Source organism: Pseudomonas sp. R43(2017), assembly GCF_002112345.1.
GTDB classification, from domain to species: domain Bacteria; phylum Pseudomonadota; class Gammaproteobacteria; order Pseudomonadales; family Pseudomonadaceae; genus Aquipseudomonas; species Aquipseudomonas kribbensis.
Map to the genome: position 1 here is coordinate 322731 of NZ_NEHJ01000009.1, position 22484 is coordinate 345214.

Below are 22484 nucleotides of genomic sequence, written 5' to 3' on the forward strand. Positions count from 1 at the left end.
TAAAGGTCTCTCTCAAAAAAATCAGATTGCCAGGCTGTCGACCACGCCGCCGTCGACGCGCAGTGCGGCGCCGGTGGTGGCCGAGGACAGCGGTGAAGCGATGTAGGTCACCAGGTGCGCGACTTCTTCGACATTGGCCACGCGCTGGATGATCGAGGTCGGACGTGCCCGGCGCACAAACGCGTCGGCTTCGTCCCGCAAGCTGCGACCGGATTCGGCGGCGGCGTCCTTGAGCATCTCTTCAACGCCGTCGGTGAAGGTCGGCCCCGGCAGGATCGCATTGACCGTGACGCCAGTGCCGGCCAGCCGTTTGGCCAGACCATGGGACACCGCGAGGTTGGCGCTTTTGGTCACGCCGTAGTTGATCATGTCGGCCGGGGTCGCCACGCCGGATTCCGAAGACAGGAAGATCACCCGGCCCCAGCCCTGCTCGACCATCGCCGGCACGTAATGCCGCGACAGGCGCACGCCGGAGATCACGTTGATTTCATAGAAGCGCGTCCACTCATCGTCGGGCGCATCAAAGAAGTCCACAGCGTTGTAGATCCCGAGGTTGTTCACCAGGATGTCGGCTTTCGGTTCGGCGGCGAACAGTTTCTGCGCGCCTTCGGCCGTGCCCAGATCCGCCGTCAGACCGCGCAGTTTCGCGCCCGGGACTTTGTCCCGAATGCTCGCCAGCGCCTGTTCGACCTTGGCCGCGTCGCGACCGATCACCACCACCGTGGCGCCTGCCTCGGCCAGTGACTGGCTGATGCCCAAACCGATACCCGCCGTGCTGCCGCTGACAATCGCCAGTTTCCCGCTCAGATCGATCTTCATGCTTTCACCTCGTCGATAGGTAATGGTGCACGTTCGGACACCAGTTTCGCTTCACGCATGGCCTGCCAGAAACCGGCAGGAATCACCGCCGACAGCGCCGCCACGTCTTCGGCGATCCGCCCCGGTTTGCTCGCGCCGGGAATCACTGCCGCCACCGCCGGATTGGCCAGGGAGAATTGCAGCGCCGCTGCTTTTACATCCACACCATGGGCCGCCGCGATGCGTTTGATCTGCTCGACCTTGGCCACGATCTCAGGGCTGGCCTTCTGGTATTCGAAGTGCGCGCCACCGGCCAGGATCCCCGAGCTATAAGGGCCGCCGACAACGATTTCAACGTTCTGCGCCCGCGCCGAATCCATCAGGCGCTGCAGGGCCCGCTCGTGGTCGAGAAGAGTGTAGCGGCCGGCCAGCAGAAAACCGTCGGGCTGCGCTTCGGTCAGATCAAGGGTCAATTCGCAAGGTTCGACCTTGTTCACGCCCAGTCCCCACCCCTTGATCACGCCTTCTTCACGCAGGCGGGTCAGGACTTTGAAGGCGCCGGTGCGGGCCTGATTGAAGTACTCCAGCCATTGGTCGCCATAGAAATCCTGAGCGATGTCGTGGACCCAGACGATGTCGAGGCGATCGGTTTTCAGGCGTTCGAGGCTGTCTTCGATTGAGCGCAAGGTGGCGTCGGCGCTGTAGTCATTGATGATTTTGTTCGGGCGGCCGTGTTCAAACACCCCGCTTTTTTCGCCCAGATCCCGGGCGGCGGCGTCTTCGACTTCATCGAGAATCACCCGGCCGACCTTGGTGCTGAGCACATAGTCGTCGCGCTTGTAGCGGGACAGTGCTTCGCCGAGGCGAATTTCCGACAGGCCCGAGCCGTAGAACGGCGCGGTGTCGAAGTAACGCACGCCAGCATCCCACGCCGCATGCACGGTGGCCTGGGCTTCTTCTTCAGGAATGGCGCGGAACATGTTGCCCAGTGGCGCGGTGCCGAAGCCCAGTTGGCCAGGCAGTTTGTCTTTCAAACTCATGGGGATTTCCTCGTAGTGTCTGGGTCGTGGTTGACCGTTGAGCAGATCCTAGATTGCGACACTCAGACCGTCCAAGACATAATGCGCAGCACTTGAGTCCCTAAAGGTCTGACATGATCGATTTCCGCCAATTGCGTTACTTCGTGGTCGTCGCCGAGGAAGAGCACGTCGGCCGCGCCGCCGAGCGCCTGCATATTTCCCAGTCGCCCCTGAGCCGACAGATCGCCCAGCTCGAAGAGCGCCTGGGCTTGACCCTGTTCGAACGCAGCCAACAGCGCATTCGCCTGACCCGCGACGGCCAGACGTTCCTCGCCGAAACCCGCGCCCTGCTGACCCACGCCAATCGCCTGGAATCCCTGGGCAAGCGCCTGGGCCGTGGCGAGGAAGGTGGCTTGTGCATCGGCTATATCGAGAACGCCATGCACGCGGGCGTCCTGCCCAACGCCTTGCGCGTGCTGCGGGTGGATCGACCGAACGTGCATGTCGCGCTGTACAACCTCAACTCCGCCGAACAGCTTGAAGGCCTGCGTCAGCGCAGCCTCGACATTGCACTGGTCAGTGAGCCGCCGGCGGTGGACGATCCGGATCTGCTGGGTTTTCAGGTATTGGACGACCCGATGCTGCTGGCGCTGCCTGAGCAGCATCCGCTGGCTGGACAGGCTTCGCTGAGCCCGGAGGATCTGGCCACTCAGGAATGGATCGGCGTGCAACCGCGTCAGGATGCCTGCGACGACTTCCTGAGCGCCTGCCTGCGCGCCGGCTTCACCCCGGATGTGCGGATGCAGGCGACCGAGCCGTTTACCGCGCTGGGACTGGTCGCTTCGGGGCTGGGGATTGCAATGATCCAGAAAGGCCTGAGCCACAACGCCCCGCCGGGTGTGGTGTTGCGGGAGGTGCCGTGGCTGGCGTTTACCACGCCGTTGTGGGCGGCTTGGCATCGGGTCAATTTGCGGCCGTTGGTGGAGACATTCAGAACGATGCTGACGGGGCCGGATATTTCGGGCGCCTGATTGAAGGCGCGGTTCAGGCACCCAACCGCGCCCACCCCGCCGCCAACTGCGCACTGATACTCACCCCACCACAAACAACAATCACCACATCCCGAGCCCCCGCTAACGCCGGATGATCCAGATAAGCCACCGCCAGCGACACCCCGCACGCCGGCTCCACCAGTTGCCGCAAATCACTGGCATAACGCACCACGCCCATGATCGCGTCGTCATCGGACAGCACCAGGCATTCGTGATCGAACTCGCCGATGTGCTGCACCGGCCACTTCGCCACCTGCGCGGCGCCCAGGGAGGTGGCGACGGTGTCGATCTTGCTCAGGCGCACCGGGTGGCCGGCCTCGACGGCGGCGGCGAACGAGGCGGCGCCGAGGGTTTCGCAGGCGATGATCCGGCAGTCAAACCGGTCATGGCGCAGCAGTCCGGTGAGGATTCCTGCGAGCAATCCCCCGCCGCCGACCGAGGTGACCACGGTGTCGACCTGCGGGCAGTCTTCGAGGATTTCGTCGATCATGGTGCTGTGCCCCTCCCACAACACCGGATGGTCGAAGGCCGGGACGTATTCGGTGTCTGCCGCGCTGGCCAGTTCCCGCGCCCGCTGGTTGGCTTCGTCCCAGACCTTGCCGTGGACGATGACTTCGGCGCCGGTGCGGCGAATCCGCGCGCGGGTCGCTTCCGGGGTGGTGTGCGGCACCACGATGCAGGCTTGCAGACTCAGACTGGCCGCCGCCACCGCTGTAGCCAGGCCGGCATTGCCGCCGGACGGGCAGACGACTTTTCGCTTGCCCTGCGCCGCCGCCTGACTGCACAACAATCCCATGCCCCGCAGCTTGAAGGAACCGCTGGGTTGCAGGTTTTCCAGTTTCAGCCAGATACGCCGGGAGGTGGTCGACAGGGTCGGATGGAGGATCAACGGCGTGCGGATGTGCAGCATGGCGGGCTCCTGATGAGGCCACGTCCGGGCGACCGCTGCGTCGGAGCGTGGACGGATGAAAGCGAAACGTCCCTGTCTTCAGCTTAGTCCACCCTGTTCCCGGAACAGTAAACGCCGGGGATCGTGCCGGGATCTACACTGAACGGAACAGCCGTGAGGTGCCTATGAAAATGTCAGCGCAAATGACCGTCGTCGCGGTGCTCGCCACCCTCGCCTATCTGGGCCTGGCGATGTGGGGCATCGGTGGCGTGGCGGTGTTCTTCTCCCACGGATCACTGGTGGTCGTGGCCCTGGCGACGCTGGTGATGGTGGTGGTGTCGTTGTTCAGCGAAGTGAACCTCAGCTCCGGCGAGCGCGAGGACCGGGCCAATCGCTGGGTGCTTCCGGCGTTCGGCGTGATCGGACTGGTCAGTGGTTTTCTGCCGGCTTATTGCGACCGAATCGGTTTCTGGACCGTGGGCAGCGAAGGCACCCGCTGGCTGGGGGCGTTGCTGTTCATTGTCGGTGGGGCGTTGCGGTTGTGGCCGGTGTTTGTGCTGGGGCATCGGTTCAGCGGACTGGTGGCGATTCAGCCGGGGCACCGTCTGGTCACCGATGGCATCTACACACGCCTGCGCAATCCCAGTTATCTGGGGCTGGTCGTCAATGCACTGGGCTGGGCCCTGGCATTTCGTTCAGTGGTCGGGATCCTGCTGGCCGCGCTGACGCTGATCCCGCTGATTGCCCGTATCCACTCGGAAGAAGCGCTGCTGCGCACCCAGTTCGGCGCCGAATACGACGCCTATTGCGCGCGCAGCTGGCGGTTGTTGCCGGGCGTTTACTGATCGCGAATTCATGCAGGTCCCCTGTGGGAGCGAGCTTGCTCGCGATAGGGTCATGTCAGTCAATGAAGAAGGTGGCTGATAAACCGCTATCGCGAGCAAGCTCGCTCCCACAGGTACAGAGGTGTCAGTTGGCTTTCTGCAGGCGCAACTGGCCGTTGTGGTCGATGGACAATGTCGCCTCGCGGTAGCTGGCGATGGTCGCGTGCGGAGTCTCGATCGGATGCTGGTGGGTCGACGTGATGATCATCAGCGGCGCACCGGCTGCCTCAGCGGCCTGAATACCGACAGTCGCGTCTTCGAAAATCAGGCAATCGGCCGGTTCCAGACCCAGACGTTTCGCGGCCAGTCGGTAACCGGCCGGATCAGGTTTGCCGGCGCTCACGTCTTCGGCAGTGATCATCACCGCCGGCTCCGGAATCCCCGCCGCTGCCATCCTCCGCAATGCCAGATCCCGTGGTGCCGAAGTCACCATGGCCCACTGATTTGCCGGCAACGACTTGAGAAACGCCGCCGCACCCGGAATCTCGACAATGCCTTCAACGTCTTCGATTTCCGCTTCGGTGATGAATGCCGCTTGCGCCTCGGCGTCCACCCCCGGCAGGTTCAGACGCGTGATGGTATCGATGGCGCGCACGCCGTGAATGGTCGGCAGGAACGACTCCACATCCACGCCATGACGCTCGGCCCAGGCCGCCCAGATCCGCTCGGCGGCGGCGATGGAGTTGAGGACGGTACCGTCCATGTCGAACAGGAACGCGCCGAACGCGCGATTGAAAACAGCATCGTGAGCAGACAAGGGATCGCATCCTTAGGCAGAGCCGGGCAAATGTGCCCGGCAATGTAGCATCTGCCGCAGGCTTCAGTGCAGACGCGGTGCCTTGGATTTGAACGCGCCGTCCACGCAATCGAGCAACTGACCGATGGCCCAGGGCTTCTTGATGAACGCCACCGGATGGCGGACGCCGGAGGTTTCCGGCGTTTCATAGCCGGACATGACCATCACCGGTTTTTCCGGCCAGCGCTCGCCCACCAGATTGGCCAGGTCCGCGCCATTGAGGGTGCCGGGCATGGTGATGTCGGTGAGCAGCAGCGCGACTTCCGGCGCATGCTCTTCCAGGTATTGCGACGCCGCATCGGCACTGGTCTGCGGCTCGACCTTGAAACCTTCCTCCTGAAGAATTTCGCACAGAAACTCCAGAATCAACGGGTCGTCTTCCACTACCAGAATCAACCCGCCAGGAAGGTGCGCGCTCGACGTCGGAATTGGACACATGAACTGGCACTCCCTGAATTGCATGAACGATTTAGCGGCATGATCCCGCTGCTTATCTGGTATGAGCAGCGCCTTGTACATAAATTCATTTTTGATACAGGTCTTTTCGATAACGTCGCTCGGCGGGCCATCGCCACGGCGCTTTTGTGGTTAAAATGCCCGCCCTTTTGCTGGCCGATCCCGATTGATGAACCCTCAAGCCCTCGCCGTTCTCCACGCCCACCTGCTTACCGCGCTGACTTCGGCCCCGGCCGAAACCCGGCGCCTGTTCCATGGTCGTGGACGCTGCTGGCCGGGGCTGGAGCAAGTCACCGTGGACTGGCTGCAAGGCGTGGTGCTGGTGTCGCTGTTCAAGGAACCCGAGGCTTCGCAACTGGAAGACCTCAAGCGTCTGTTGCTGGAAATCACCGGTTCGGAGCAATGGCAGCAGTCCGGCGCCCATACCCTGCTGATCCAGCACCGTTACCTGCCGCAGAGCACCGCCGAATGGCTGCTGGGGAATGAAATCGACGAGATGACCATCGTCGAAGGCGGTCTGAAATACCGCGTGGATCTGGGCCGCAAACAGAACGCCGGGCTGTTCCTCGACATGCGCTACGGCCGCAACTGGGTGCGCGAGCAAACAGCCGGCAAACGGGTGCTGAACCTGTTCGCCTACACCTGCGGTTTTTCGGTGGCGGCCATCGAGGGCGGTGCCAGCCATGTGGTCAACCTCGACATGTCCCGCGCGGCGCTGAGCCGGGGCCGCGACAATCACCGCCTGAACGGGCATGACCTGAGCAAGGTGAGTTTCCTCGGCCACGACCTGTTCAAGTCCTGGGGCAAGGTGATCAACAGCGGCCCGTACGATCTGGTGATCATCGACCCGCCGTCGTTCCAGAAAGGCAGCTTCCTGCTGACCAAGGATTACCAGCGCGTGCTGCGCCGCCTGCCGGAACTGCTGACGGCACAGGGCACGGTGCTGGCGTGCATGAACGATCCGTCGTTCGGTCCGGACTTCCTGATCGACGGCGTGACCCAGGAGGCGCCGAGCCTGCGTTTCGAGCAGCGGCTGGAAAACCCGCCGGAGTTTCCGGATATCGATCCGGAAAGTGGCCTGAAGGCACTGGTCTTCAAACGCATCGACTAGCGAAAAAGCCCTTGTCCGAGCTCGCGCGCTGCCTGCAGCTGCACCGCAGGATCGCTCGACTCGGACTCCAGCAACAACGCCGAGCCCGCCACCGTCGCCCCGCAGTAATCGAAAATCCCGTGATCGATCTGCGCCTTCATCGCCGCGCCGTAGCCGTGGCGTTCGTAGGTGCGTGCATCGGCCCCGCCGAGTGCGACCAGCTGCACACGCAGGCGTCCGAGTTTCTTGCGCGTCGAATCGCCGTCGAAATCAAACGCCCAGCCATTGCTGAACACCCGGTCGATCCAGCCCTTGAGCAGCGCCGGCATCGACCACCAGAACACCGGATACACCAGCACCAGCGCATCGGCGCGGTCGATGCGAGCCTGCTCGGCCAAAACGTCTGCCGGCGGTGCGGATTCGCGGTGGTGCACCGCCCAGTCGGCCACGCCGAAACGCGGGTCGAATTCCTCGGCGTGCAGGTCAGCGATTTCGAAGGTGTTGGACGGATCGTTCTCCGACAGGCCTTTGGCGATTTTCTGCGCCAGCGCATGAGTCAGCGAACGGGGATCGTCATGAGCCACAACAATCAATGTGTGCATGGGAAGTCTCCGGGTGGTGAATGTTCATCAGGGGCTATATGCTGCTCGCAAGCTACTCTTGGTAAGTTACCGTCAGTAAGTTACGTTTGGTATATAAGCAATGTCAACGACTGAAATCCCCGAATCCGTTCAACCCCGCCGACGCCTGTCCCGGGAAGACCGCCAGCGCCAGTTGCGCGACATGGCCTGGCAATTGATTCGCGAAGAAGGCACCGATGCCCTGACCCTGGGTTATCTGGCGGAAAAGGCGGGTGTGACCAAACCGGTGGTGTATGACCACTTCACCACCCGCGCCGGTTTGCTGGCGGCGCTGTATCAGGATTTCGACAGGCGCCAGACCGCACTGATGGATGCCGCGCTGGACAATTGCGAGGCAACGCTGAGCGGCACTGCCTCGGTGATTGCCACGTCGTATGTCGACTGTGTGCTGACACAGGGCAACGAGATTCCCGGGGTAATTGCCGCCCTGGCCAGCACGCCGGAGCTGGAGAAAATCAAACGCGAATACGAGGCGATCTTCCTGGAAAAATGCCGCCGCGTGCTGTCACCTTTCGCTGACGGTGGCGACATCACCCAAGCGGGACTGCGTGCCATGCTCGGTGCCGCCGAGGCGTTGTCTCAAGCTGCGGCCACCGATGAAATCAGCGCCGCACAGGCGCGCGACGAGTTGTTTGCAACCATCACCGCGATGGTCGAAAGGGCCGCCGTCAGCGCCGCAAAGCAAGTGACTGACGGTACTTGAGACCGTCCGGGCACCTTCCTAGGATGGAGATACGCAGCCGCTTGGTTCGCCAAACCGCTGCGTAGGTGCGGGTGCCCTGAACCCCAATCAAGCCCGCACCTTGTTTCATGCGCATCTTGAGCCTCACGGGCTCTACTTCCTCCCCATCAAAGAGTCTTGAGGCTCTTTTTTTGTCCCTGAAAATCAGCCTTCGCCGGGTTCGCGACGTATCGAACGCCATGCGGCCTGCGCCAGCAACTCGCGATAAGCCTTCGGACTGCCCTGCACTCTTCCCGACAACCACGCGCGGCAATAGCTGTCAGCCTGACCGACGATCAGCGACGGCAGCAATTCGGCCGGGCATTCATTGAGTTCGGCGGCGCGTCCGGATTCGCTCAGCCAGGTGCGCAGACCCTGGTTGCGCGTCCTGTTGCGGTCGGCGAGTTCATCCTTGTGCGGCCCCCGGGTCACGGCATAGCGCGCGTGATACTGGAACCGCGCCCATTCCGGCTGGTTTTCCACCCAGTCCACATAGCTGTAGACCAATGCCTGCACGCCCTCCTCGGTCGTTGTTGCCTCGGCCAGATAGGCGTCGCGCAAGCGCGCCTGATCTTCCAGCGCAGTGAAAAACAACGCGGCCACCAGCCCTTCCTTGTTGCCGAAATGGTGATAGATCGCGCCGACGCTGGTGTCGCACTCGGCGCGGATCATTTCGATGGTGGTGGCCTCGATTCCCTGCTCGTTAAACAGGCGCAAGGCCTGGCGAAAAATGTCGCGCTTGAGTTCGGCCCGGCGTCCGGGGTAGCTGCGCTCGAGTAGATCTGCGGTGTCCATGGGGTTGAAGGCCTTGTGAATCCGGTTGAAAGGCACGCCCGTGCCGGTGATCGAAACGCGCCTAGGTTGACAGATTTCCCACGGACAGAATACCGTTCCGTTACAGAACAATATTCTGTAACGGAACATAATTCTGTAAATTCCCCTAATCGCGAGGCTTTACCATGAGTCAGTTTCTCAGCATGTTCACCAGCGCCGGCCCCGAAGCGTTCAGCCAGATGGCCTGTCAGGTCGCGCCGTATTTCAGCAGCATCAATCCGTTGGTCAGCGAGCTGCGCGCAGGTTCGGCGATGGTGCAGGTGCCGTTCCGCCGCGAGATCACCAACCATCTCGGCACCGTGCACGCCATTGCCATGTGCAACGCCGCCGAACTGGCGGCCGGAATGATGACCGACGTGTCGATTCCCGCCGGCGCCCGCTGGATTCCCAAAGGCATGACCGTCGAATACCTGGCCAAGGCCAAATCCGATGTCACAGCCGTGGCCAATGGCGAAGGGCTGGACTGGCAGACCGAAGGCGACAAGATCGTGCCGGTGGACATCCACGACACCGAGGGCAAGAAGGTGTTCACGGCGCGGATCACCATGAACGTGAAGCTGTCCTGAAATCACGGGCACAAAAAAGCCCTTGTTGCGGTCATCGCAACAAGGGCTTTTTGCCGTTGGCCGGATCAGTGCACGGTCAGGCGCTGGCGGACAAATTCTTCGGTGTGACGGGTGACTTGATCCAGGTGCCGGTCACGCTGTTTTTCGGCATCGACCATCGCCCGTTTGCCGTGCTTCTGCAGCAGGTAGGTGTGGATTTGCTGCACTTCCAGCGAACGGTAGATCGGCGTGGTGTCGATAAAACCGCGCAAACCGTTGCTGCGGTAATGCCGGGTGCTCATCAGCACCTGGGTCTCCAGCTGGCCCAGCACTTCAAAGCCCAGCGCTTCGAAATACGGGACTTTACCCACGCTGCACGTCAGTTCGGCATGGGGGTAACGCGCAACCATGTCAGCAATCAACGCACGGGCCACGCCCTGACGGCGATGCTGCTGATCGACCGCCAGATAGGCCACATTGCACGCCTCCCAGTCGCCCTGCACCGGCAAGTACAACAGGAAGCCGATCACCTGTTCCGGATCATCGTCGTCGGTGGCCACCAGCAGTTCCACCTCGGTGCCCTTCTCGCCGTTCAGCGCCTCCAGATACAAATGCACCTCGTAGCCGACCGCGTACTGATAGACGTTGTACAACAGGTTGCTCGGGCCCAGACCGATCGCGCTGATGTCGGTCAGGTAGTCGACCACCATTTGCAGGATCTGGCTGTTGATGCCTTCGGGGCACGGGGATTTGTAGTGGGTGATGCGGGGCATGGCGGGTGAACTCCGGCGGTAAAACACAGGTTGCCGGGCGGGTTGGGCGACCGGCGAACCGCGACATCATACCCTGTGCAAGCCTGACAAAAATTTCATCTGCCGGTGAGCGGACTTTTCGCCCGTTTGGCGTCCAATTCTTCAACTGCGTTCATTTTCCCGACGCAGGTCCTGAGGAGTTGTCATGAACGTTCTGCGTTCCCTGTTGAAATGGCGAAAAGCCCTGCTGCTGGTGCCCGTGACGCTGGCCGCGCTGGCCAGTTCCCCCGTGTTTGCCCAACCCGAAATGATCATCCGCGAAGCACCGCCACCGATGCGCATGGAACCGATGCCCGGTCCACGGGCAGGTTATGCCTGGGATCGCGGCCACTGGCGCTGGGAAGGCCGGGGTTATGTCTGGATGCCCGGTCACTGGCAACCGGTGCGTCACCGCGGCGCACGCTGGGAACCCGGCCACTGGCAGGCGCGCGGGCCGAACTGGTACTGGATTGAAGGCCATTGGGTGCGTTGATCGCGCAACCGTCCGCCAACGTTACCCACCAGGAACATCACCATGTCGAAAACCCTAAAAACCTTGCTCACCGCCACGCTGGTGGCAATCACCCTGTCGGGCTGCGTCGTCGAACCGGCACGCCCGCACCGGCCACCACCGATCGTCGAAGTGGTTCCGGCGATGCCTGCACCGGGTTATCACTGGGTCGCCGGGCACTACCGCTGGGCCGGCAACCAATGGCGCTGGGTGCCGGGGCACTGGCGGGCGTATTGAGTCCGGTCACTGGGCCGGTGCAACAACCTTGAACTTGATCGCGATGTCGTTCGAGACCACGGTGTCGGCCCACTCGCCGGCACCGAGGCCAAAGGCATCGCGCTTGAGCACCAGTTCACCGTCGAAGATGCCGATGCTGTTGTCCGGTTTCAGATGCACCGGCACCTGTACTTCATGGGTGATGCCTTTGAGGGTGAGCCGGCCGGCCACCAGGTAATGGTTTTCATCGACCCGGCTGAAACCGGTCGATTCGAACACTGCCGTCGGAAACTTTTGCGTGTCGAACCAGGCCGGTTTCACCAGTTCGGTATTGGCGTCCTCGCTGCCGGCGTCGATGCTCGTGAGGTCGATGTGCAACGTGGTGCGGGCGTTGCTCAGATTGGCAGTGTCGAAGTCCAGCGTCGCGTCGAACTTGCCGAACGTGCCATACATCCGCGAACCCATCTGGTTGTAGGTGAAGCTGATCTGGCTGGCGGCGGTATTAACCCGGGTGTACTCCACCGCCTGCGCCGTCGGCATGAGAATCAGGCAACACACGGCAGCCAACAACAATCGAATCGACATGGGATGCTCCGGCGCCTCGGTGGGCCTCGATTGACTTAAGCAAACAACCGCCGCTTACGCCACTCCGTCCGGCATGTGCGTCTTCAGGTAGCCGATCAACGCCGTCACCTTGGGCGATGGCAGATGCTCGCGAGCCGTGACCGCGTTGAGATCCTGCGGCGGGCCGATCCACTCCGGCAGCACCCGGATCAGGCGTCCGGCCTGCACATCCGCTTTCATGCTCTGGTCCATCGCCAGGCTCAGTCCCTCGCCTGCCAGTAACGCGTCGTGCAACAGCGCCGGGTCGTTGGCCAGGATGGAGGGTTCGACACGATAGTCTCTCAGTCGCCCCCCTTCCCGACGCAATGGCCAGACATAACCGACATCGCGCCGGGCCTGATGCAGCGTCAACGTCTGATGGTGAAGCAATTCTTCCGGCGTTTGCGGCGTACCGTGGCGGGCGAGGTATTCCGGGGCCGCGTAAATACCCGTGGGGAAACTGGCCAGCCGACGGGCGATCAGACTCGAATCCGGCAATGCCCCCAGCCGCAGCGCCACGTCGATCTCCTCGCCCACCAGATCCATCGGCACATGAGAGGCCAGAATCTCCAGACGAATCTCCGGATAAGCCTGACGAAACCCCGCCAGCAGCGGCGCAAACCAGGTCACCCCGAATGAAAACGGCACTGTCACCCGCAACCAGCCACGGGGCCCGTCACGCAATTGATGCACCGCCCGTTCGGCGTGCTCGAGTGTGTCGGCGATGGATTTGCACTGTTCGTAATACACCGCGCCCGCCTCGGTCAGGCTCAACTGGCGGGTGGTGCGCCGCAGCAGTTGCACCCCGATGGCCTGCTCCAGCTCGCGCACCCGGCGGCTGACCGTGGTTTTCGGTATCTGCAAGGCATGGGCGGCGGCGGTGAAACTGCCGAGGCGCACCACGCAGACAAACACCAGCGTGTCATTCAAGTCACGGATCATTTCGGGCCTGCCTGAGAACAATCAACTGTGCCACCCATGGCACATTTCATGCCGCGATTATGGGCTAATCAGCTGAGACCCTGCGACCTAATATCGGTGCTCCCTTTTGGAGTGCTATCCATGAACCTCAACGAATACACCGAACATGACGGCATCGGCCTCGCACAACTGGTTGCCTCAGGCGAAGTCGACGCCAAGGAGTTGACCGCTCTGGCCATCGAAGCGATACAGCAGGTCAACCCGGCGATCAACGCCGTCATTGAGCACTGGACACCGACCGCGACCACGGGCAGCGGCCCTTTGGCCGGGGTGCCGTTTCTGATCAAGGACCTGGCGATCACCGCAGCCGGGCGGCGCAATGAACTGGGCAGCCGACTCGCGCAAGGCCTGGTCGCACAAAGCGATTCCACGCTGATGCAACGCTTCAACGCCGCCGGGCTCATCACTCTGGGCCGAACCACCACCCCGGAAATGGCGTTCAGCACCGAAACCGACTCCGTCCTGCAGGGCCCGACCCGCAACCCGTGGAACCCGCAACTTTCCGCCGGAGGCTCAAGCGGTGGCGCCGGGGCTGCCGTCGCGGCGGGCATCGTGCCGATCGCTCATGCCACCGACGCGGCAGGATCGATCCGCGTTCCGGCCGCCTTCAACGGACTGGTGGGCCTCAAGCCGACACGCGGCCGCAGCTCCCACGGACCATTGATGGACGAAGTGTTTGCCGGGCTCGGCGTGCAATTGGGCCTGTCGCGGACGGTGCGCGACAGCGCGGCGCTGATGGATGTGGTGCAGGGCTGCGCGCCGGGAGATCCTTATTACACGGCGGCACCGGCCGAAGGTTTTCTGGCTCAGGTCGGCCGCAATCCGGGACGCTTGCGTATCGGTTTGCTCGATGCACCGTGGAACGGGGCCAGCGTCGATCCCGAGATCAGTGATGCCACCGCCCGTGTTGCCCGTGAGCTTGAATCCCTCGGCCATCAGGTTGAAACCGTGCGGGCGCCGCTCGGTCTGTCGTGGGACGCGTTCGTCGAGGCCAACGCGCACATCTGGTGTGCCAGTCTGGTGCGCTGGATCGACCATCTCGCCGCCGCTACCCGGCGGCCAGTCGATCGCAGCACCCTGGAGCCGGCCACCCTCGCCTGTTACGCCTTCGGCCAGCAATCGCGCGGCACGGATTTCGCCGCCGCGCTGGAAGTGCGCAACAGCGTCGCCCGACAAGTGGCCGCGTGGTTCGAGTCCATCGACATCCTGCTGACCCCGACCCTGCCGCAACTGCCGCAATCCATCGGCCTCTACAATCGAGACGCCGACATGCTGGATGGTCTGCAATGGACGGCACGGGTATTCGAGCACTCACCGTTCACGCCTGTATTCAACGTCGCCGGGACACCGGCCATTTCACTGCCGTTGGGGATGTCCCGCGACGGTTTGCCGATCGGTGTGCAACTGGCGGCACGCTTCGGGGCTGACGATGTTCTGTTGCGTCTGGCCGCGCAACTGGAGCGGGCGTTGCCGTGGCATCACCAGCGGCCGCCGATTCACGCTGGCCGCTGAAAGCAAAAAGGGCCGTTCCTCCGGGAACGGCCCTGCGTTTTCTGACGGTCAGTCCTACACCAGCCGCTCGATCTTCTGATGCTGCCAGACCAGTTTGTAATACAGCGTCTGCAGTACCAGCATCCCCAGATACGCCACCGGAAACGCCATCCACACGCCCTGTAAACCAAACTGCCCGTCCAGCCAGTACGCCGCCGGCAACTGCACACCCACCACGCAAATGATCGCGATGGCCACCGGCACCAGCACGGTGCCGCTGGCGCGCATGATGCCGCCGATGATCGCCTGGAAGCCGAAGATCAACAGGCTCCACAGCATGATGTGCAGCAGGTGCTCGGCCATGGCCCGGGTCGAGTCTTCGGTGAGGAACAGCCCCAGCAACCAGTGCGACAACAGGTAACCGAGCACGATCAAACCACCGGTCAGGCACACGTTGATCCACAACCCTGTGCGCAGGATCGGCCCCATGCGTTCCAGCCGCCCGGCACCGATTGCCTGGGCACCGAGGATCGACGCAGTGATCGCAATCGACAGCGCCGGAAACTGCACGTAGTTGACGATCTGCGTGACCGCACCGTAGGCCGCCGTCGCCTGGGAGCCGTGCTGATTGACCAGAGTCAGAATCACCAGCTCCGACAGTGACAGCACGATCATCTGCACCCCGGTCGGCAGGCCGATGCGCAACACCTTGCCGAGAATCTCGCCGTCCAGCCGCAACGACGCAAAGAACTCCCGGTCCGGCGCCAGCGGATGGCCCTTGCGGATCAGACTCCATGACAGCCACGCCATCGCCGCCAGCGTACCGGCCAGACCGGCGAACGCCGCACTCTGAATGCCCAGTTGCGGCAAGCCGAACCAGCCGCGAATGAACGCCGGGGTCAGCGCCAGGCCGACAACGGTCGACAAAAGCAGAGCGAGCATCGGCGACAGCGTATCGCTCACCCCGCGCAACAACTGGGTGAACAGCACGTACACCAGCACAAACGGCAAGGTCCACATCATCACCCGGGCGTAGGAAACCGCGTCATCCAGCACATCCGCCGGCGTGCCCAACCCTTGCAACGCCTGACGCGCAAACACACTGCCAAACACCGCCGCGACCAACCCGATCAACACCCCCAGCAACAGCGTCGCCCCGGCAATCGCCTTCACCATATGCGACTCACGCGCGCCCCACGCCTGACCGATCAACACCCCTGCCCCGGCCCCCAGACCGATGACCAGCGCGATGAAGAAAAAGATGATCGGAAACATCCCCGACACCGCTGCCAGCGCCTGAGTGCCAAGCATCTGGCCGATGTAGATGCTGTTGACCGTGCCCGACATGGATTGCAGGAAGTTCGACAGTACCATCGGGGCGAGGAACAGCAGGTAGGTTTTCCAGAGGGGGGTTTGCGCGGGGGTTTGCATTGAGAGTCCGTCTCGGGAGGAGGCAATGTGGGAGAGTCTAAGGTATGCACAGCCGTTCAGGTCGTACCCCTTTGCATTAAAACTTCGTAATCTCCACCACCTGTCCAAAATGGAAGTGAACCGATCTCATGTCCCGTGTCTCGACCCTGCTGACTTCTACCCTTTTTGCCGTTCTGGCGACGACAGCCAGCGCTGCCCCGGCGCCAGCGCCTGCAGCGCTGCAAAGCCTGCTGAGCACCCTGAACGAACGCCTGAACATCGGCGACCTCGTCGCCCTGACCAAATGGGACAGCGGCAAGCCGATCCAGGACAGTCCCCGCGAAGCGCAGGTCATCGCCAACGCCCGGACGCTGGCCGCCGAACACAAGCTCGACCCGGAAGACGTGGCGCAATTGATCGCCGCGCAGATGGAAGCCAACAAACTGGTGCAATACGGTTTGCTCGCGAAGTGGCAGGCGGCCGGTGCTGCGCCGGACACGCCGCGTCCGGACTTGGGCAAACAGATTCGTCCGCGCCTGGATGAGCTGCAAACCGGGCTGTTGCAGCAATACGCCGACTTCACGCCCTATCGTCATGACCCGAATTGCTCGACATGGCTGGCCAAGGCACGCAGCGGTCTGGCTCAGGATGCGTTGCATGAGCTGGCCCTGATCCGCGCCACCGGCGAACTATGTATTCGGGCAACTGCCCCGTAAATGGGGCTCAGGCATCCATCGCTGGCATCGATAGTCACCATCACGCCAATGAAGTTCTCATAAAAAATCCCGGGCGTAACATCTGCTCCATACCAACCAAACAACACCCCGGAGCACACGATCATGAAACGCCAAATCCTTCTCGGCATCGCTTTCTCGGTACTTGCAGTCAACGCTTTTGCAGCAAAACCCGCTCACACCATGATCGCCGAAGGCGGTTCGGATCGATTGATCGAACAGCGTGTAGCTGAAGGTGGTTCGGATCGTCTGCTGGAACGCCGTGTTGCCGAAGGTGGCTCGGATCGTCTGCAGGAACGTCGCGTAGCTGAAGGTGGCTCGGATCGTCTGCAAGAACGCCGTGTTGCCGAAGGTGGATCGGATCGTCTGCAAGAACGCCGCGTAGCTGAAGGTGGCTCGGATCGTCTGATCGAACGTCGCATTGCCGAAGGTGGCTCGGATCGTCTGCTGGAACGCCGCGTAGCTGAAGGTGGCTCGGATCGTCTGCTGGAACGCCGTGTTGCCGAAGGTGGTTCGGATCGTCTGCAAGAACGCCGTGTTGCCGAAGGTGGTTCGGATCGTCTGCAAGAACGCCGTGTTGCCGAAGGTGGTTCGGATCGTCTGATCGAACGCCGCGTTGCATGACCTGAAAACGCTTTCGCAAGACAAAGAAAAGCCCGGCCTGATCAGCCGGGCTTTTCTTTGCGCGCGTTTCTTGCGACTGCCGGGTAAGCTGCGGTTACCGCGCCGAGATTCAGGTTTCCATGGACATTGAACGACTACTGAAGAAAAAACAGCTCAACGTACAGGAGCAAAACGAGGTCATCGCTCATCGCCTGATGCTGACGGCCCACGAATGGCGCGAGCGTGGTGTGCCTGCCGCACTGGGCCGGTTCGGGGAATCCCAAGGCGTCGATTGGTCCAAGTCAATCGTGATCGAACTGGAAATCGACTTTCCAGGCATGCCTCGGCTCTTCGGGCGCCTGTTGAATCAGGATGAGCGCTTCATCGCGTTTGAAATCGATACGGACGCTTCGCACGAGCGCATTGAATCCGTTGATCGCTGGGAAGACATTTCGGCGTTGCAGAATACCTCGGTTTCAAATCCTGGAACCGGCAAGGGCTTCGCCTCGATTGCATTGGCGGTGCGACGCAAACTCATTTGACGGCTCTGTGCCTGCACGGAAGGTCTGCCGCCAACTCAATAAAAAGCCCGGCATCATTCGCCGGGCTTTTTCACATCCAGCCGTCGCTTACTGAACGGTCTTCAGCTTGACCACGTCACCGGAAACCTTGGTGGTGTAGCCGCTCAGGACCCATGCCCAGAACCAGTTTTCCTGAACCTGGGTGTTGATCATGGCATCGCCGCCCTTGGCCTGGATGGCGGCCTCTTGCGCACGGACGAAACGGCTGTTCTGCCGGATCGGGATCACGCCGAACAGCATCAGGCCGGTGGCGGTCGCTTCGCTGTGGCCGATCACGGTGTACTGGTTGCTGTCGTAGTGTTTGGTGTTCATCGGGGTGCCGGTGCAACCTGCCAGAACCACACCGAACAGTGCGGCGGCGACTACTTTGCTGAGGTATTTCACTGCAAGACTCCATGGGTAAACGCCCGGGATCCATCTCTCGGGCGGCGCACACTTTACTGGAGGCAATGGCACATTGGTATCAATCTGGAAATGTTTCATGAAGCGCTGCCAGCAGCGCATCACGAGTCTTTTCAGGTATTGGTCTTCAATTTGGTCCACAACCGCGTCGTCAACCGCGCAATCGCCGCCGGCAACTCTTCCACGGTGAACAGCTTGTCCATCACCTCTTTCGGCGGGTAGATCGCCAGATCCTGTTTCACCGCCGGCGTCAGGAACTCATTGGCCGCCGCGTTGGGGTTGGCGTAATGAATGCTGTTGCTGATGTTGGCGATCACATTCGGTTCCAGCAGGTAGTTCATGTAGGTGTAGCCGTTTTTCTGGTGGGGCGCGTTCCTGGGCATGACCACCATGTCGAACCACAGCGTCGTGCCTTCGTCCGGGATCGAATAGGCGATGTCGATACCATTTTTCGCTTCCTTGGCACTGGCGGCAGCCTGGACGACATCACCGTTGAAGCCGATCACCGCACAGACGTTGCCGTTGGCCAGATCGCTGATGTACTTCGACGCGTGGAAGTACTGCACGTAAGGGCGAATCTTGAACAAGGCCGCCTCGGCTTTTTGGTAATCCGCCGGTTCATGGCTGTGTGGCGGCAGGCCCAGATAGTTGAGGGTGATCGGCAACACCTGGGTCGGGTTGTCGATGATCGCCACGCCGCACTGGCTCAGCTTCTTGATGTTGTCCTCTTCGAAAAACAGCTTCCACGAACGGGTAACGTCAGTGTTGCCGAAAATCGCCTTGATCTTCTCGACGTTGTAACCGATGCCGGCGGTACCCCACATGTACGGATAACCGTATTGATTGCCCGGATCGTTGACTTCGAGTTTCTTCATCAACTGCGGGTCGAGGTTCTTCCAGTTCGGCAGTTGCGACTTGTCGAGTTTCTGGATCGCGCCGGCCTTGATCAGCCGCGACAGAAAGTGGTTCGACGGACTCACTACGTCATAACCGGTATTGCCGGTCATCAACTTCGATTCCAGCACTTCGTTGCTGTCATGAATGTCGTAAGTGGCCTTGATGCCGGTGGCTTGGGTGAAGTTGGCCAGGGTGTCGTCGGCGATGTAGCCGTTCCAGTTGGAAATGTTGACCGCTTCGTCGGCCAGGGCGCCGGTCGATGCCGTTGCGAGCAGGACCGCCAGGGAAAGTGTGTGGGCGCGCATGTTCTGTCACCTGAATTGAGTGGCTTTTGTTCTTGTGGGATGTGCGGAATTTCAAATTTCTGTTCTGGCCCTGACCGCCTCCACGCGCATGCGAAGCATGGCACCGATATCGAAGAAAGGTCGCGGCGGCAGCCAGCCGGGTTCGGCCCGTTGCATCACCGATTGCAGCAAGGGCGAGTCGACGCCCGACGCCAGCTCCGCCAACAGCCGTCCCCACAGGGTTCCGCGCGCCACGCCCGAGCCGTTGCAACCGGCGACGGCGAAAACGCCCTCTTCCACCCGGTCGAAATAGGCCTGGCCGCTGCGGCTCGCACTCAGGTGACCGGTCCAGGTGTAGCGGATGTCTTGCTCGCCGAGGAACGGAAAACGTCGTTGCAGACCGCGCACATGATGTTGGCGACGCAAAACCAGTTCGCTGTTGGACAGGTCTCGCGTGCGGTATTCGGCGGTGTTGCGGATCATCACCCGGCGATCCGGGGTCAACCGCACGGTCGCGCCCAACGGCCGGGTCGACAGCACGCCCCACGGCTCGACCGAACCGATGGCCGCGAACTCCTGATCCGTGAGCGGGCGCGTGAGACTGGCGCTCAACTCCATCGGGAACGTGGCGCTGTCGTTGATGCCGACGCGAGGAATGAAGGCGTTGAGGCACACCAGCACTTGCTTCGCTTCGATACTGCCTTCGGCACCTTGGGCGCGTAGACGCCCCGAACCAAAACGCTCAAGACCCGAAATATCGGTGTTTTCAAACACCGTGACATTCTCCGGGAGCACATCGAGCAAGCCCTTCACGTACTTGGCCGGTTGCAGCAGCGCGTTGCCATTGCCGCACCAGATCGCCGCCTGATAGTGGCGAGTGCCGAGTTTCTGGCTCAGCGCCTCGCCCTGCAGGAATTCGGCGCGGGCACCGAGGGCGCGTAGCGTGGCCAGTTTTGCATCGACCTGATTGAGCTTGGCCGGGTCGTTGACGGCAAAAAAATAACCGCTGTCACGGAAGTCGCAGTCGATGGTGTGCCGGGCAATGCGTTGTCGGACTTCCGCGCTGGCGGCGCGGGAAATCGCCGTGTCGATTTCAAACCCGGTAAAGCCTGGCGCGCCGATCAGTTCGCTGTCAGCCGGGTGCTCATGGGCGACCACGAATCCCGAGTTGCGCGCCGAAGCGCCCTGCGCCGCCGATTGCCGATCCACCACCAGAATCCGCGCTTCGGGATGCAGTTGCGCGAGGTTATGCGCGGCGCTGAGCCCGGTGATGCCAGCGCCGATCACCAGCCAGTCGGCTTTTTGCACCCCGCTCAGGCGACCGCGCGCCGGGGCGTTTCCGGCTTGCGCGATCCAGCCACAGATATTGTCCATGCATCACCTCGTAAGACTGTCGTTCGGTGGCTTGCCTTCTTCGGATACCCATGCGTGAATCGCATGCCCGTGTTGTGAAGATTGCCGCCAGAGCTAGAATCTATAAGGTCTTCGAACGCCTCACCAACGCTAAGAAATCATCGAGCCATTCTGAAAACGCATGGATAAAATTCGCCACGTTCCGTCCCTGCAAGCCATGCAGGCGCTGGTCGAAGTCGCCCGATGCGGCAGCTTCACTCAGGCTGCGCAGACGTTGTGCCTGACCCAAAGCGCCGTCAGCCGGCAGATCCAGCAACTGGAAAGTCACTTCAATGTGGCGCTGTTCGTGCGCACCAGTCGCAACCTGCACCTGACGCCGGAAGGCGAGCAGGTTCTGGCGAGCGCGCGGAGCATTTTCGAGCAACTCAAAAACCTCGAAGAACGCCTCACGCCGCAGAAGCGCCCGTTCCGCATTCGCCTGCATGTGTCGCTCGCGGTGCGCTGGTTGCTGCCCAGACTCAGCGACTTCTATCTGCACCATCCCGAGGTCTCGTTGGCCATCGAAACCGTTGCCACCGAAGTCGTCGAGCCCACCAGTGACAGCGACGCGTACATCCTTTATTTGCCGACGGCATCGAGTGATCCGGACTGCCTGACGCTGTTTCAGGAAACCTTGGTGCCGGTGTGCGCCCCCGGTTTGGTGGACGCCCCCCGGTCAGTCGAAGAACTGCAGCGTTTTGCCTTGCTGCATCGCTCGGCGGATCGCCAGGCATGGATCGAATGGCTGGCCGCGAACGACGGCAAACCGCTGGAGGCTTACCGGCACATCCCGTTCAACCTCGATGAACTGGCGCTGGATGCGGCGGCGCGGGGATTGGGTGTGGCGGTGACGGACATGACGCTCGCGGCAGAATCCATCGAGCGTGGGATGTTGGTGGTACCGTTCGGGGAGCCGCTGAAAACCGGGGGGATTTACTCGTTGTGCCTGCAGCCGTCAGCGGCAGCGCATCCGGCGTGTGGGGTGGTGATGGGGTGGTTTGCGGGGCAGGCCGAGCGCTAAATATGATTGAATTGTCAGTAAATGAACTCTGCGAAAACAACATGAAGAAGCACAGAACAGAACGTCTCGAAATGGACCCACACTTTTTGATCGCCAGAAACGTCCCCTGGTGCGATGAATATGACTACCTATCCTTCACCGGGCGAATGCATGGAAGACGGAAATGGTCGCGCAAGGAATACTGGAAACTCGAATGGGCGCTTTATCAATTAGTCGATGAGGAAGATTTTTCACAAGAACTTTACTGGCGAGCTTTCAAGATTTTCAGCATCACTCAAAATAGTTTTACCTCCCATTATGATTCCCGTGATCTGTACAAAATCCGCAACCTGAAACGCAGTGAACTCTATGAGATTCGCCAGCGGTTTCGATCGGTCTTTGAAGGGTTCTTCTCTGGGCAGATGCCGAGCCTCAAATACTACGACGAACAAAATCCTCTACTCATTGATCAAGGCGACTGAAAAGTCTGGAGATACGCCAACAAATTATCGATCTTCTCCTCATCACTCAGCCCCCAGAAGATCATCCGCGTCCCCGGCACCACGCCTTTCGGATCTTTCAGATACGCCGTCAGCGTTTCGCGGTTCCAGGTGATGCCGGAGTTCTTCATCGCATCGGAGTACACGTAGTTTGCCGACGTCCCTGCCGGGCGGCCGATGATGCCGTTGAGCTGCGGGCCGAATCCGGGGCGGGCGGATTCGCCGACCTGGTGGCAGCCACCGCACAGGCGCGGGAAGATTTTGCCGCCGGCCTCGGCGTCGCCAGCCGCCAGGGCGGGCGTGCTGAACAGGCCTGCGTTGAGGATCAGGGCGAGGGTCAGTAACGCGGTGTTTTTCATCGGG

At 61.5% G+C, this 22484-nt stretch carries 28 protein-coding genes; 13 read left to right on the forward strand and 15 right to left on the reverse strand.

The window, feature by feature from the left end; genetic code table 11:
- Positions 1 to 21 precede the first annotated feature (21 nt).
- Positions 22 to 819 carry an SDR family NAD(P)-dependent oxidoreductase gene (locus tag CAG02_RS24930; RefSeq protein ID WP_085711559.1) on the reverse strand — a complete coding sequence of 266 codons (798 nt, stop codon included), beginning with the start codon at positions 817 to 819 and terminating at the stop codon, positions 22 to 24.
- Positions 816 to 1838 (reverse strand): aldo/keto reductase, encoded by a 1023-nt coding sequence (locus tag CAG02_RS24935; RefSeq protein WP_085711560.1) that lies wholly within the window; start codon positions 1836 to 1838, stop codon positions 816 to 818. The genes CAG02_RS24930 and CAG02_RS24935 overlap by 4 nt, the downstream gene beginning before the upstream one ends.
- A 113-nt stretch (positions 1839 to 1951) precedes the next feature.
- On the opposite strand from CAG02_RS24935, the gene CAG02_RS24940 reads away from it, so the two are divergent.
- Positions 1952 to 2848, forward strand: a complete 897-nt coding sequence (locus CAG02_RS24940) for a LysR substrate-binding domain-containing protein (protein WP_085711561.1) — start codon at positions 1952 to 1954, stop codon at positions 2846 to 2848.
- A gap of 13 nt (positions 2849 to 2861) precedes the next feature.
- On the opposite strand, the gene CAG02_RS24945 is transcribed toward CAG02_RS24940, so the two are convergent.
- Complete coding sequence (locus CAG02_RS24945; RefSeq protein WP_085711562.1) at positions 2862 to 3779, reverse strand: pyridoxal-phosphate dependent enzyme; 918 nt, start codon at positions 3777 to 3779, stop codon at positions 2862 to 2864.
- Between the two features lie 164 nt (positions 3780 to 3943).
- On the opposite strand from CAG02_RS24945, the gene CAG02_RS24950 reads away from it, so the two are divergent.
- Positions 3944 to 4603, forward strand: coding sequence for an isoprenylcysteine carboxylmethyltransferase family protein (locus CAG02_RS24950; protein ID WP_085711563.1), 660 nt, complete (start codon positions 3944 to 3946; stop codon positions 4601 to 4603).
- A 124-nt stretch (positions 4604 to 4727) separates the two neighbouring features.
- On the opposite strand, the gene CAG02_RS24955 is transcribed toward CAG02_RS24950, so the two are convergent.
- The gene (locus CAG02_RS24955) at positions 4728 to 5399 is read right to left on the reverse strand and encodes an HAD family hydrolase (protein ID WP_085711564.1); all 672 of its coding nucleotides are present in this window, start codon (positions 5397 to 5399) and stop codon (positions 4728 to 4730) included.
- A 63-nt stretch (positions 5400 to 5462) separates the two neighbouring features.
- The gene (locus tag CAG02_RS24960) at positions 5463 to 5876 is read right to left on the reverse strand and encodes a response regulator (protein ID WP_085711565.1); all 414 of its coding nucleotides are present in this window, start codon (positions 5874 to 5876) and stop codon (positions 5463 to 5465) included.
- Positions 5877 to 6063: 187 nt separating this feature from the next.
- On the opposite strand from CAG02_RS24960, the gene CAG02_RS24965 reads away from it, so the two are divergent.
- Positions 6064 to 7005, forward strand: a complete 942-nt coding sequence (locus CAG02_RS24965) for a class I SAM-dependent methyltransferase (protein ID WP_085711566.1) — start codon at positions 6064 to 6066, stop codon at positions 7003 to 7005.
- Here CAG02_RS24965 and CAG02_RS24970 read toward each other — a convergent pair.
- Complete coding sequence (locus tag CAG02_RS24970) at positions 7002 to 7586, reverse strand: NAD(P)H-dependent oxidoreductase (protein ID WP_085711567.1); 585 nt, start codon at positions 7584 to 7586, stop codon at positions 7002 to 7004. The two genes, CAG02_RS24965 and CAG02_RS24970, sit on opposite strands and share 4 nt — an antisense overlap.
- 100 nt (positions 7587 to 7686) lie before the next feature.
- Here CAG02_RS24970 and CAG02_RS24975 point away from each other — a divergent pair, with 100 nt between their 5' ends.
- Positions 7687 to 8328: a TetR/AcrR family transcriptional regulator gene (locus CAG02_RS24975; RefSeq protein WP_085711568.1), complete on the forward strand. Its 642-nt coding sequence runs from the start codon at positions 7687 to 7689 to the stop codon at positions 8326 to 8328.
- A gap of 183 nt (positions 8329 to 8511) precedes the next feature.
- On the opposite strand, the gene CAG02_RS24980 is transcribed toward CAG02_RS24975, so the two are convergent.
- Entirely contained in the window at positions 8512 to 9141 is a 630-nt protein-coding gene (locus CAG02_RS24980; RefSeq protein ID WP_085711569.1) for a TetR/AcrR family transcriptional regulator, read from the reverse strand.
- A 164-nt stretch (positions 9142 to 9305) separates the two neighbouring features.
- On the opposite strand from CAG02_RS24980, the gene CAG02_RS24985 reads away from it, so the two are divergent.
- A complete protein-coding gene (locus tag CAG02_RS24985) occupies positions 9306 to 9746 on the forward strand; it encodes a hotdog fold domain-containing protein (RefSeq protein WP_085711570.1) in 441 nt (146 codons plus the stop codon).
- 65 nt (positions 9747 to 9811) lie between these two features.
- Here the strand turns inward: CAG02_RS24985 and CAG02_RS24990 are convergent, their stop codons facing one another.
- Positions 9812 to 10498, reverse strand: coding sequence for a GNAT family N-acetyltransferase (locus tag CAG02_RS24990; protein WP_085711571.1), 687 nt, complete (start codon positions 10496 to 10498; stop codon positions 9812 to 9814).
- Between the two features lie 184 nt (positions 10499 to 10682).
- Between CAG02_RS24990 and CAG02_RS24995 the strand changes: the two genes are divergently transcribed.
- Together CAG02_RS24995 and CAG02_RS25000 are read left to right on the forward strand one after the other, a co-directional pair.
- Positions 10683 to 11009, forward strand: a complete 327-nt coding sequence (locus tag CAG02_RS24995; protein ID WP_085711572.1) for a YXWGXW repeat-containing protein — start codon at positions 10683 to 10685, stop codon at positions 11007 to 11009.
- 42 nt (positions 11010 to 11051) lie between these two features.
- Positions 11052 to 11264 carry a YXWGXW repeat-containing protein gene (locus tag CAG02_RS25000; protein WP_085711573.1) on the forward strand — a complete coding sequence of 71 codons (213 nt, stop codon included), beginning with the start codon at positions 11052 to 11054 and terminating at the stop codon, positions 11262 to 11264.
- A 6-nt stretch (positions 11265 to 11270) separates the two neighbouring features.
- On the opposite strand, the gene CAG02_RS25005 is transcribed toward CAG02_RS25000, so the two are convergent.
- A complete protein-coding gene (locus CAG02_RS25005; RefSeq protein WP_085711574.1) occupies positions 11271 to 11828 on the reverse strand; it encodes a YceI family protein in 558 nt (185 codons plus the stop codon).
- A gap of 54 nt (positions 11829 to 11882) precedes the next feature.
- Positions 11883 to 12788: a LysR family transcriptional regulator gene (locus tag CAG02_RS25010; RefSeq protein WP_085711575.1), complete on the reverse strand. Its 906-nt coding sequence runs from the start codon at positions 12786 to 12788 to the stop codon at positions 11883 to 11885.
- Positions 12789 to 12908: 120 nt separating this feature from the next.
- Here CAG02_RS25010 and CAG02_RS25015 point away from each other — a divergent pair, with 120 nt between their 5' ends.
- Complete coding sequence (locus CAG02_RS25015) at positions 12909 to 14339, forward strand: amidase (RefSeq protein WP_085711576.1); 1431 nt, start codon at positions 12909 to 12911, stop codon at positions 14337 to 14339.
- A gap of 54 nt (positions 14340 to 14393) precedes the next feature.
- On the opposite strand, the gene CAG02_RS25020 is transcribed toward CAG02_RS25015, so the two are convergent.
- Positions 14394 to 15749: an MATE family efflux transporter gene (locus tag CAG02_RS25020; protein ID WP_085711577.1), complete on the reverse strand. Its 1356-nt coding sequence runs from the start codon at positions 15747 to 15749 to the stop codon at positions 14394 to 14396.
- A 128-nt stretch (positions 15750 to 15877) separates the two neighbouring features.
- On the opposite strand from CAG02_RS25020, the gene CAG02_RS25025 reads away from it, so the two are divergent.
- From CAG02_RS25025 to CAG02_RS25040, 3 genes are all read left to right on the forward strand, one after another.
- Positions 15878 to 16444 (forward strand): chorismate mutase, encoded by a 567-nt coding sequence (locus tag CAG02_RS25025; RefSeq protein ID WP_085711578.1) that lies wholly within the window; start codon positions 15878 to 15880, stop codon positions 16442 to 16444.
- Between the two features lie 123 nt (positions 16445 to 16567).
- Positions 16568 to 17086: a phage infection protein gene (locus CAG02_RS25035; RefSeq protein WP_085711580.1), complete on the forward strand. Its 519-nt coding sequence runs from the start codon at positions 16568 to 16570 to the stop codon at positions 17084 to 17086.
- 119 nt (positions 17087 to 17205) lie between these two features.
- Positions 17206 to 17607, forward strand: coding sequence for a hypothetical protein (locus CAG02_RS25040; RefSeq protein ID WP_085711581.1), 402 nt, complete (start codon positions 17206 to 17208; stop codon positions 17605 to 17607).
- 87 nt (positions 17608 to 17694) lie between these two features.
- Here CAG02_RS25040 and CAG02_RS25045 read toward each other — a convergent pair whose 3' ends face one another.
- The 3 genes from CAG02_RS25045 to CAG02_RS25055 form a co-directional block, all read right to left on the reverse strand.
- The gene (locus CAG02_RS25045; protein ID WP_085711582.1) at positions 17695 to 18030 is read right to left on the reverse strand and encodes a hypothetical protein; all 336 of its coding nucleotides are present in this window, start codon (positions 18028 to 18030) and stop codon (positions 17695 to 17697) included.
- Between the two features lie 131 nt (positions 18031 to 18161).
- The gene (locus tag CAG02_RS25050; RefSeq protein ID WP_085711583.1) at positions 18162 to 19250 is read right to left on the reverse strand and encodes a polyamine ABC transporter substrate-binding protein; all 1089 of its coding nucleotides are present in this window, start codon (positions 19248 to 19250) and stop codon (positions 18162 to 18164) included.
- 51 nt (positions 19251 to 19301) lie between these two features.
- Positions 19302 to 20603: an FAD-binding oxidoreductase gene (locus tag CAG02_RS25055; RefSeq protein ID WP_085711584.1), complete on the reverse strand. Its 1302-nt coding sequence runs from the start codon at positions 20601 to 20603 to the stop codon at positions 19302 to 19304.
- 160 nt (positions 20604 to 20763) lie between these two features.
- Here CAG02_RS25055 and CAG02_RS25060 point away from each other — a divergent pair, with 160 nt between their 5' ends.
- Together CAG02_RS25060 and CAG02_RS25065 are read left to right on the forward strand one after the other, a co-directional pair.
- A complete protein-coding gene (locus CAG02_RS25060) occupies positions 20764 to 21642 on the forward strand; it encodes a LysR family transcriptional regulator (protein WP_085711585.1) in 879 nt (292 codons plus the stop codon).
- Positions 21643 to 21644: 2 nt separating this feature from the next.
- Positions 21645 to 22103, forward strand: a complete 459-nt coding sequence (locus CAG02_RS25065; protein ID WP_085711586.1) for an Imm41 family immunity protein — start codon at positions 21645 to 21647, stop codon at positions 22101 to 22103.
- On the opposite strand, the gene CAG02_RS25070 is transcribed toward CAG02_RS25065, so the two are convergent.
- Complete coding sequence (locus CAG02_RS25070) at positions 22091 to 22480, reverse strand: cytochrome c family protein (RefSeq protein WP_085711618.1); 390 nt, start codon at positions 22478 to 22480, stop codon at positions 22091 to 22093. The genes CAG02_RS25065 and CAG02_RS25070 overlap by 13 nt on opposite strands.
- Between the last annotated feature and the right edge of the window lie 4 nt (positions 22481 to 22484).

What these genes read in the sequence shown, in the direction of transcription:
- CAG02_RS24930 (WP_085711559.1), bottom strand. Translation starts at nt 819, where the DNA reads ATGAAGATCGATCTGAGCGGGAAACTGGCGATTGTCAGCGGCAGCACG.
- CAG02_RS24935 (WP_085711560.1), bottom strand. Translation starts at nt 1,838, where the DNA reads ATGAGTTTGAAAGACAAACTGCCTGGCCAACTGGGCTTCGGCACCGCG.
- CAG02_RS24940 (WP_085711561.1), top strand. Translation starts at nt 1,952, where the DNA reads ATGATCGATTTCCGCCAATTGCGTTACTTCGTGGTCGTCGCCGAGGAA.
- CAG02_RS24945 (WP_085711562.1), bottom strand. Translation starts at nt 3,779, where the DNA reads ATGCTGCACATCCGCACGCCGTTGATCCTCCATCCGACCCTGTCGACC.
- CAG02_RS24950 (WP_085711563.1), top strand. Translation starts at nt 3,944, where the DNA reads ATGAAAATGTCAGCGCAAATGACCGTCGTCGCGGTGCTCGCCACCCTC.
- CAG02_RS24960 (WP_085711565.1), bottom strand. Translation starts at nt 5,876, where the DNA reads ATGTGTCCAATTCCGACGTCGAGCGCGCACCTTCCTGGCGGGTTGATT.
- CAG02_RS24965 (WP_085711566.1), top strand. Translation starts at nt 6,064, where the DNA reads ATGAACCCTCAAGCCCTCGCCGTTCTCCACGCCCACCTGCTTACCGCG.
- CAG02_RS24970 (WP_085711567.1), bottom strand. Translation starts at nt 7,586, where the DNA reads ATGCACACATTGATTGTTGTGGCTCATGACGATCCCCGTTCGCTGACT.
- CAG02_RS24975 (WP_085711568.1), top strand. Translation starts at nt 7,687, where the DNA reads ATGTCAACGACTGAAATCCCCGAATCCGTTCAACCCCGCCGACGCCTG.
- CAG02_RS24980 (WP_085711569.1), bottom strand. Translation starts at nt 9,141, where the DNA reads ATGGACACCGCAGATCTACTCGAGCGCAGCTACCCCGGACGCCGGGCC.
- CAG02_RS24985 (WP_085711570.1), top strand. Translation starts at nt 9,306, where the DNA reads ATGAGTCAGTTTCTCAGCATGTTCACCAGCGCCGGCCCCGAAGCGTTC.
- CAG02_RS24990 (WP_085711571.1), bottom strand. Translation starts at nt 10,498, where the DNA reads ATGCCCCGCATCACCCACTACAAATCCCCGTGCCCCGAAGGCATCAAC.
- CAG02_RS24995 (WP_085711572.1), top strand. Translation starts at nt 10,683, where the DNA reads ATGAACGTTCTGCGTTCCCTGTTGAAATGGCGAAAAGCCCTGCTGCTG.
- CAG02_RS25000 (WP_085711573.1), top strand. Translation starts at nt 11,052, where the DNA reads ATGTCGAAAACCCTAAAAACCTTGCTCACCGCCACGCTGGTGGCAATC.
- CAG02_RS25005 (WP_085711574.1), bottom strand. Translation starts at nt 11,828, where the DNA reads ATGTCGATTCGATTGTTGTTGGCTGCCGTGTGTTGCCTGATTCTCATG.
- CAG02_RS25010 (WP_085711575.1), bottom strand. Translation starts at nt 12,788, where the DNA reads ATGATCCGTGACTTGAATGACACGCTGGTGTTTGTCTGCGTGGTGCGC.
- CAG02_RS25015 (WP_085711576.1), top strand. Translation starts at nt 12,909, where the DNA reads ATGAACCTCAACGAATACACCGAACATGACGGCATCGGCCTCGCACAA.
- CAG02_RS25020 (WP_085711577.1), bottom strand. Translation starts at nt 15,749, where the DNA reads ATGCAAACCCCCGCGCAAACCCCCCTCTGGAAAACCTACCTGCTGTTC.
- CAG02_RS25025 (WP_085711578.1), top strand. Translation starts at nt 15,878, where the DNA reads ATGTCCCGTGTCTCGACCCTGCTGACTTCTACCCTTTTTGCCGTTCTG.
- CAG02_RS25035 (WP_085711580.1), top strand. Translation starts at nt 16,568, where the DNA reads ATGAAACGCCAAATCCTTCTCGGCATCGCTTTCTCGGTACTTGCAGTC.
- CAG02_RS25040 (WP_085711581.1), top strand. Translation starts at nt 17,206, where the DNA reads ATGGACATTGAACGACTACTGAAGAAAAAACAGCTCAACGTACAGGAG.
- CAG02_RS25050 (WP_085711583.1), bottom strand. Translation starts at nt 19,250, where the DNA reads ATGCGCGCCCACACACTTTCCCTGGCGGTCCTGCTCGCAACGGCATCG.
- CAG02_RS25055 (WP_085711584.1), bottom strand. Translation starts at nt 20,603, where the DNA reads ATGGACAATATCTGTGGCTGGATCGCGCAAGCCGGAAACGCCCCGGCG.
- CAG02_RS25060 (WP_085711585.1), top strand. Translation starts at nt 20,764, where the DNA reads ATGGATAAAATTCGCCACGTTCCGTCCCTGCAAGCCATGCAGGCGCTG.
- CAG02_RS25065 (WP_085711586.1), top strand. Translation starts at nt 21,645, where the DNA reads ATGATTGAATTGTCAGTAAATGAACTCTGCGAAAACAACATGAAGAAG.
- CAG02_RS25070 (WP_085711618.1), bottom strand. Translation starts at nt 22,480, where the DNA reads ATGAAAAACACCGCGTTACTGACCCTCGCCCTGATCCTCAACGCAGGC.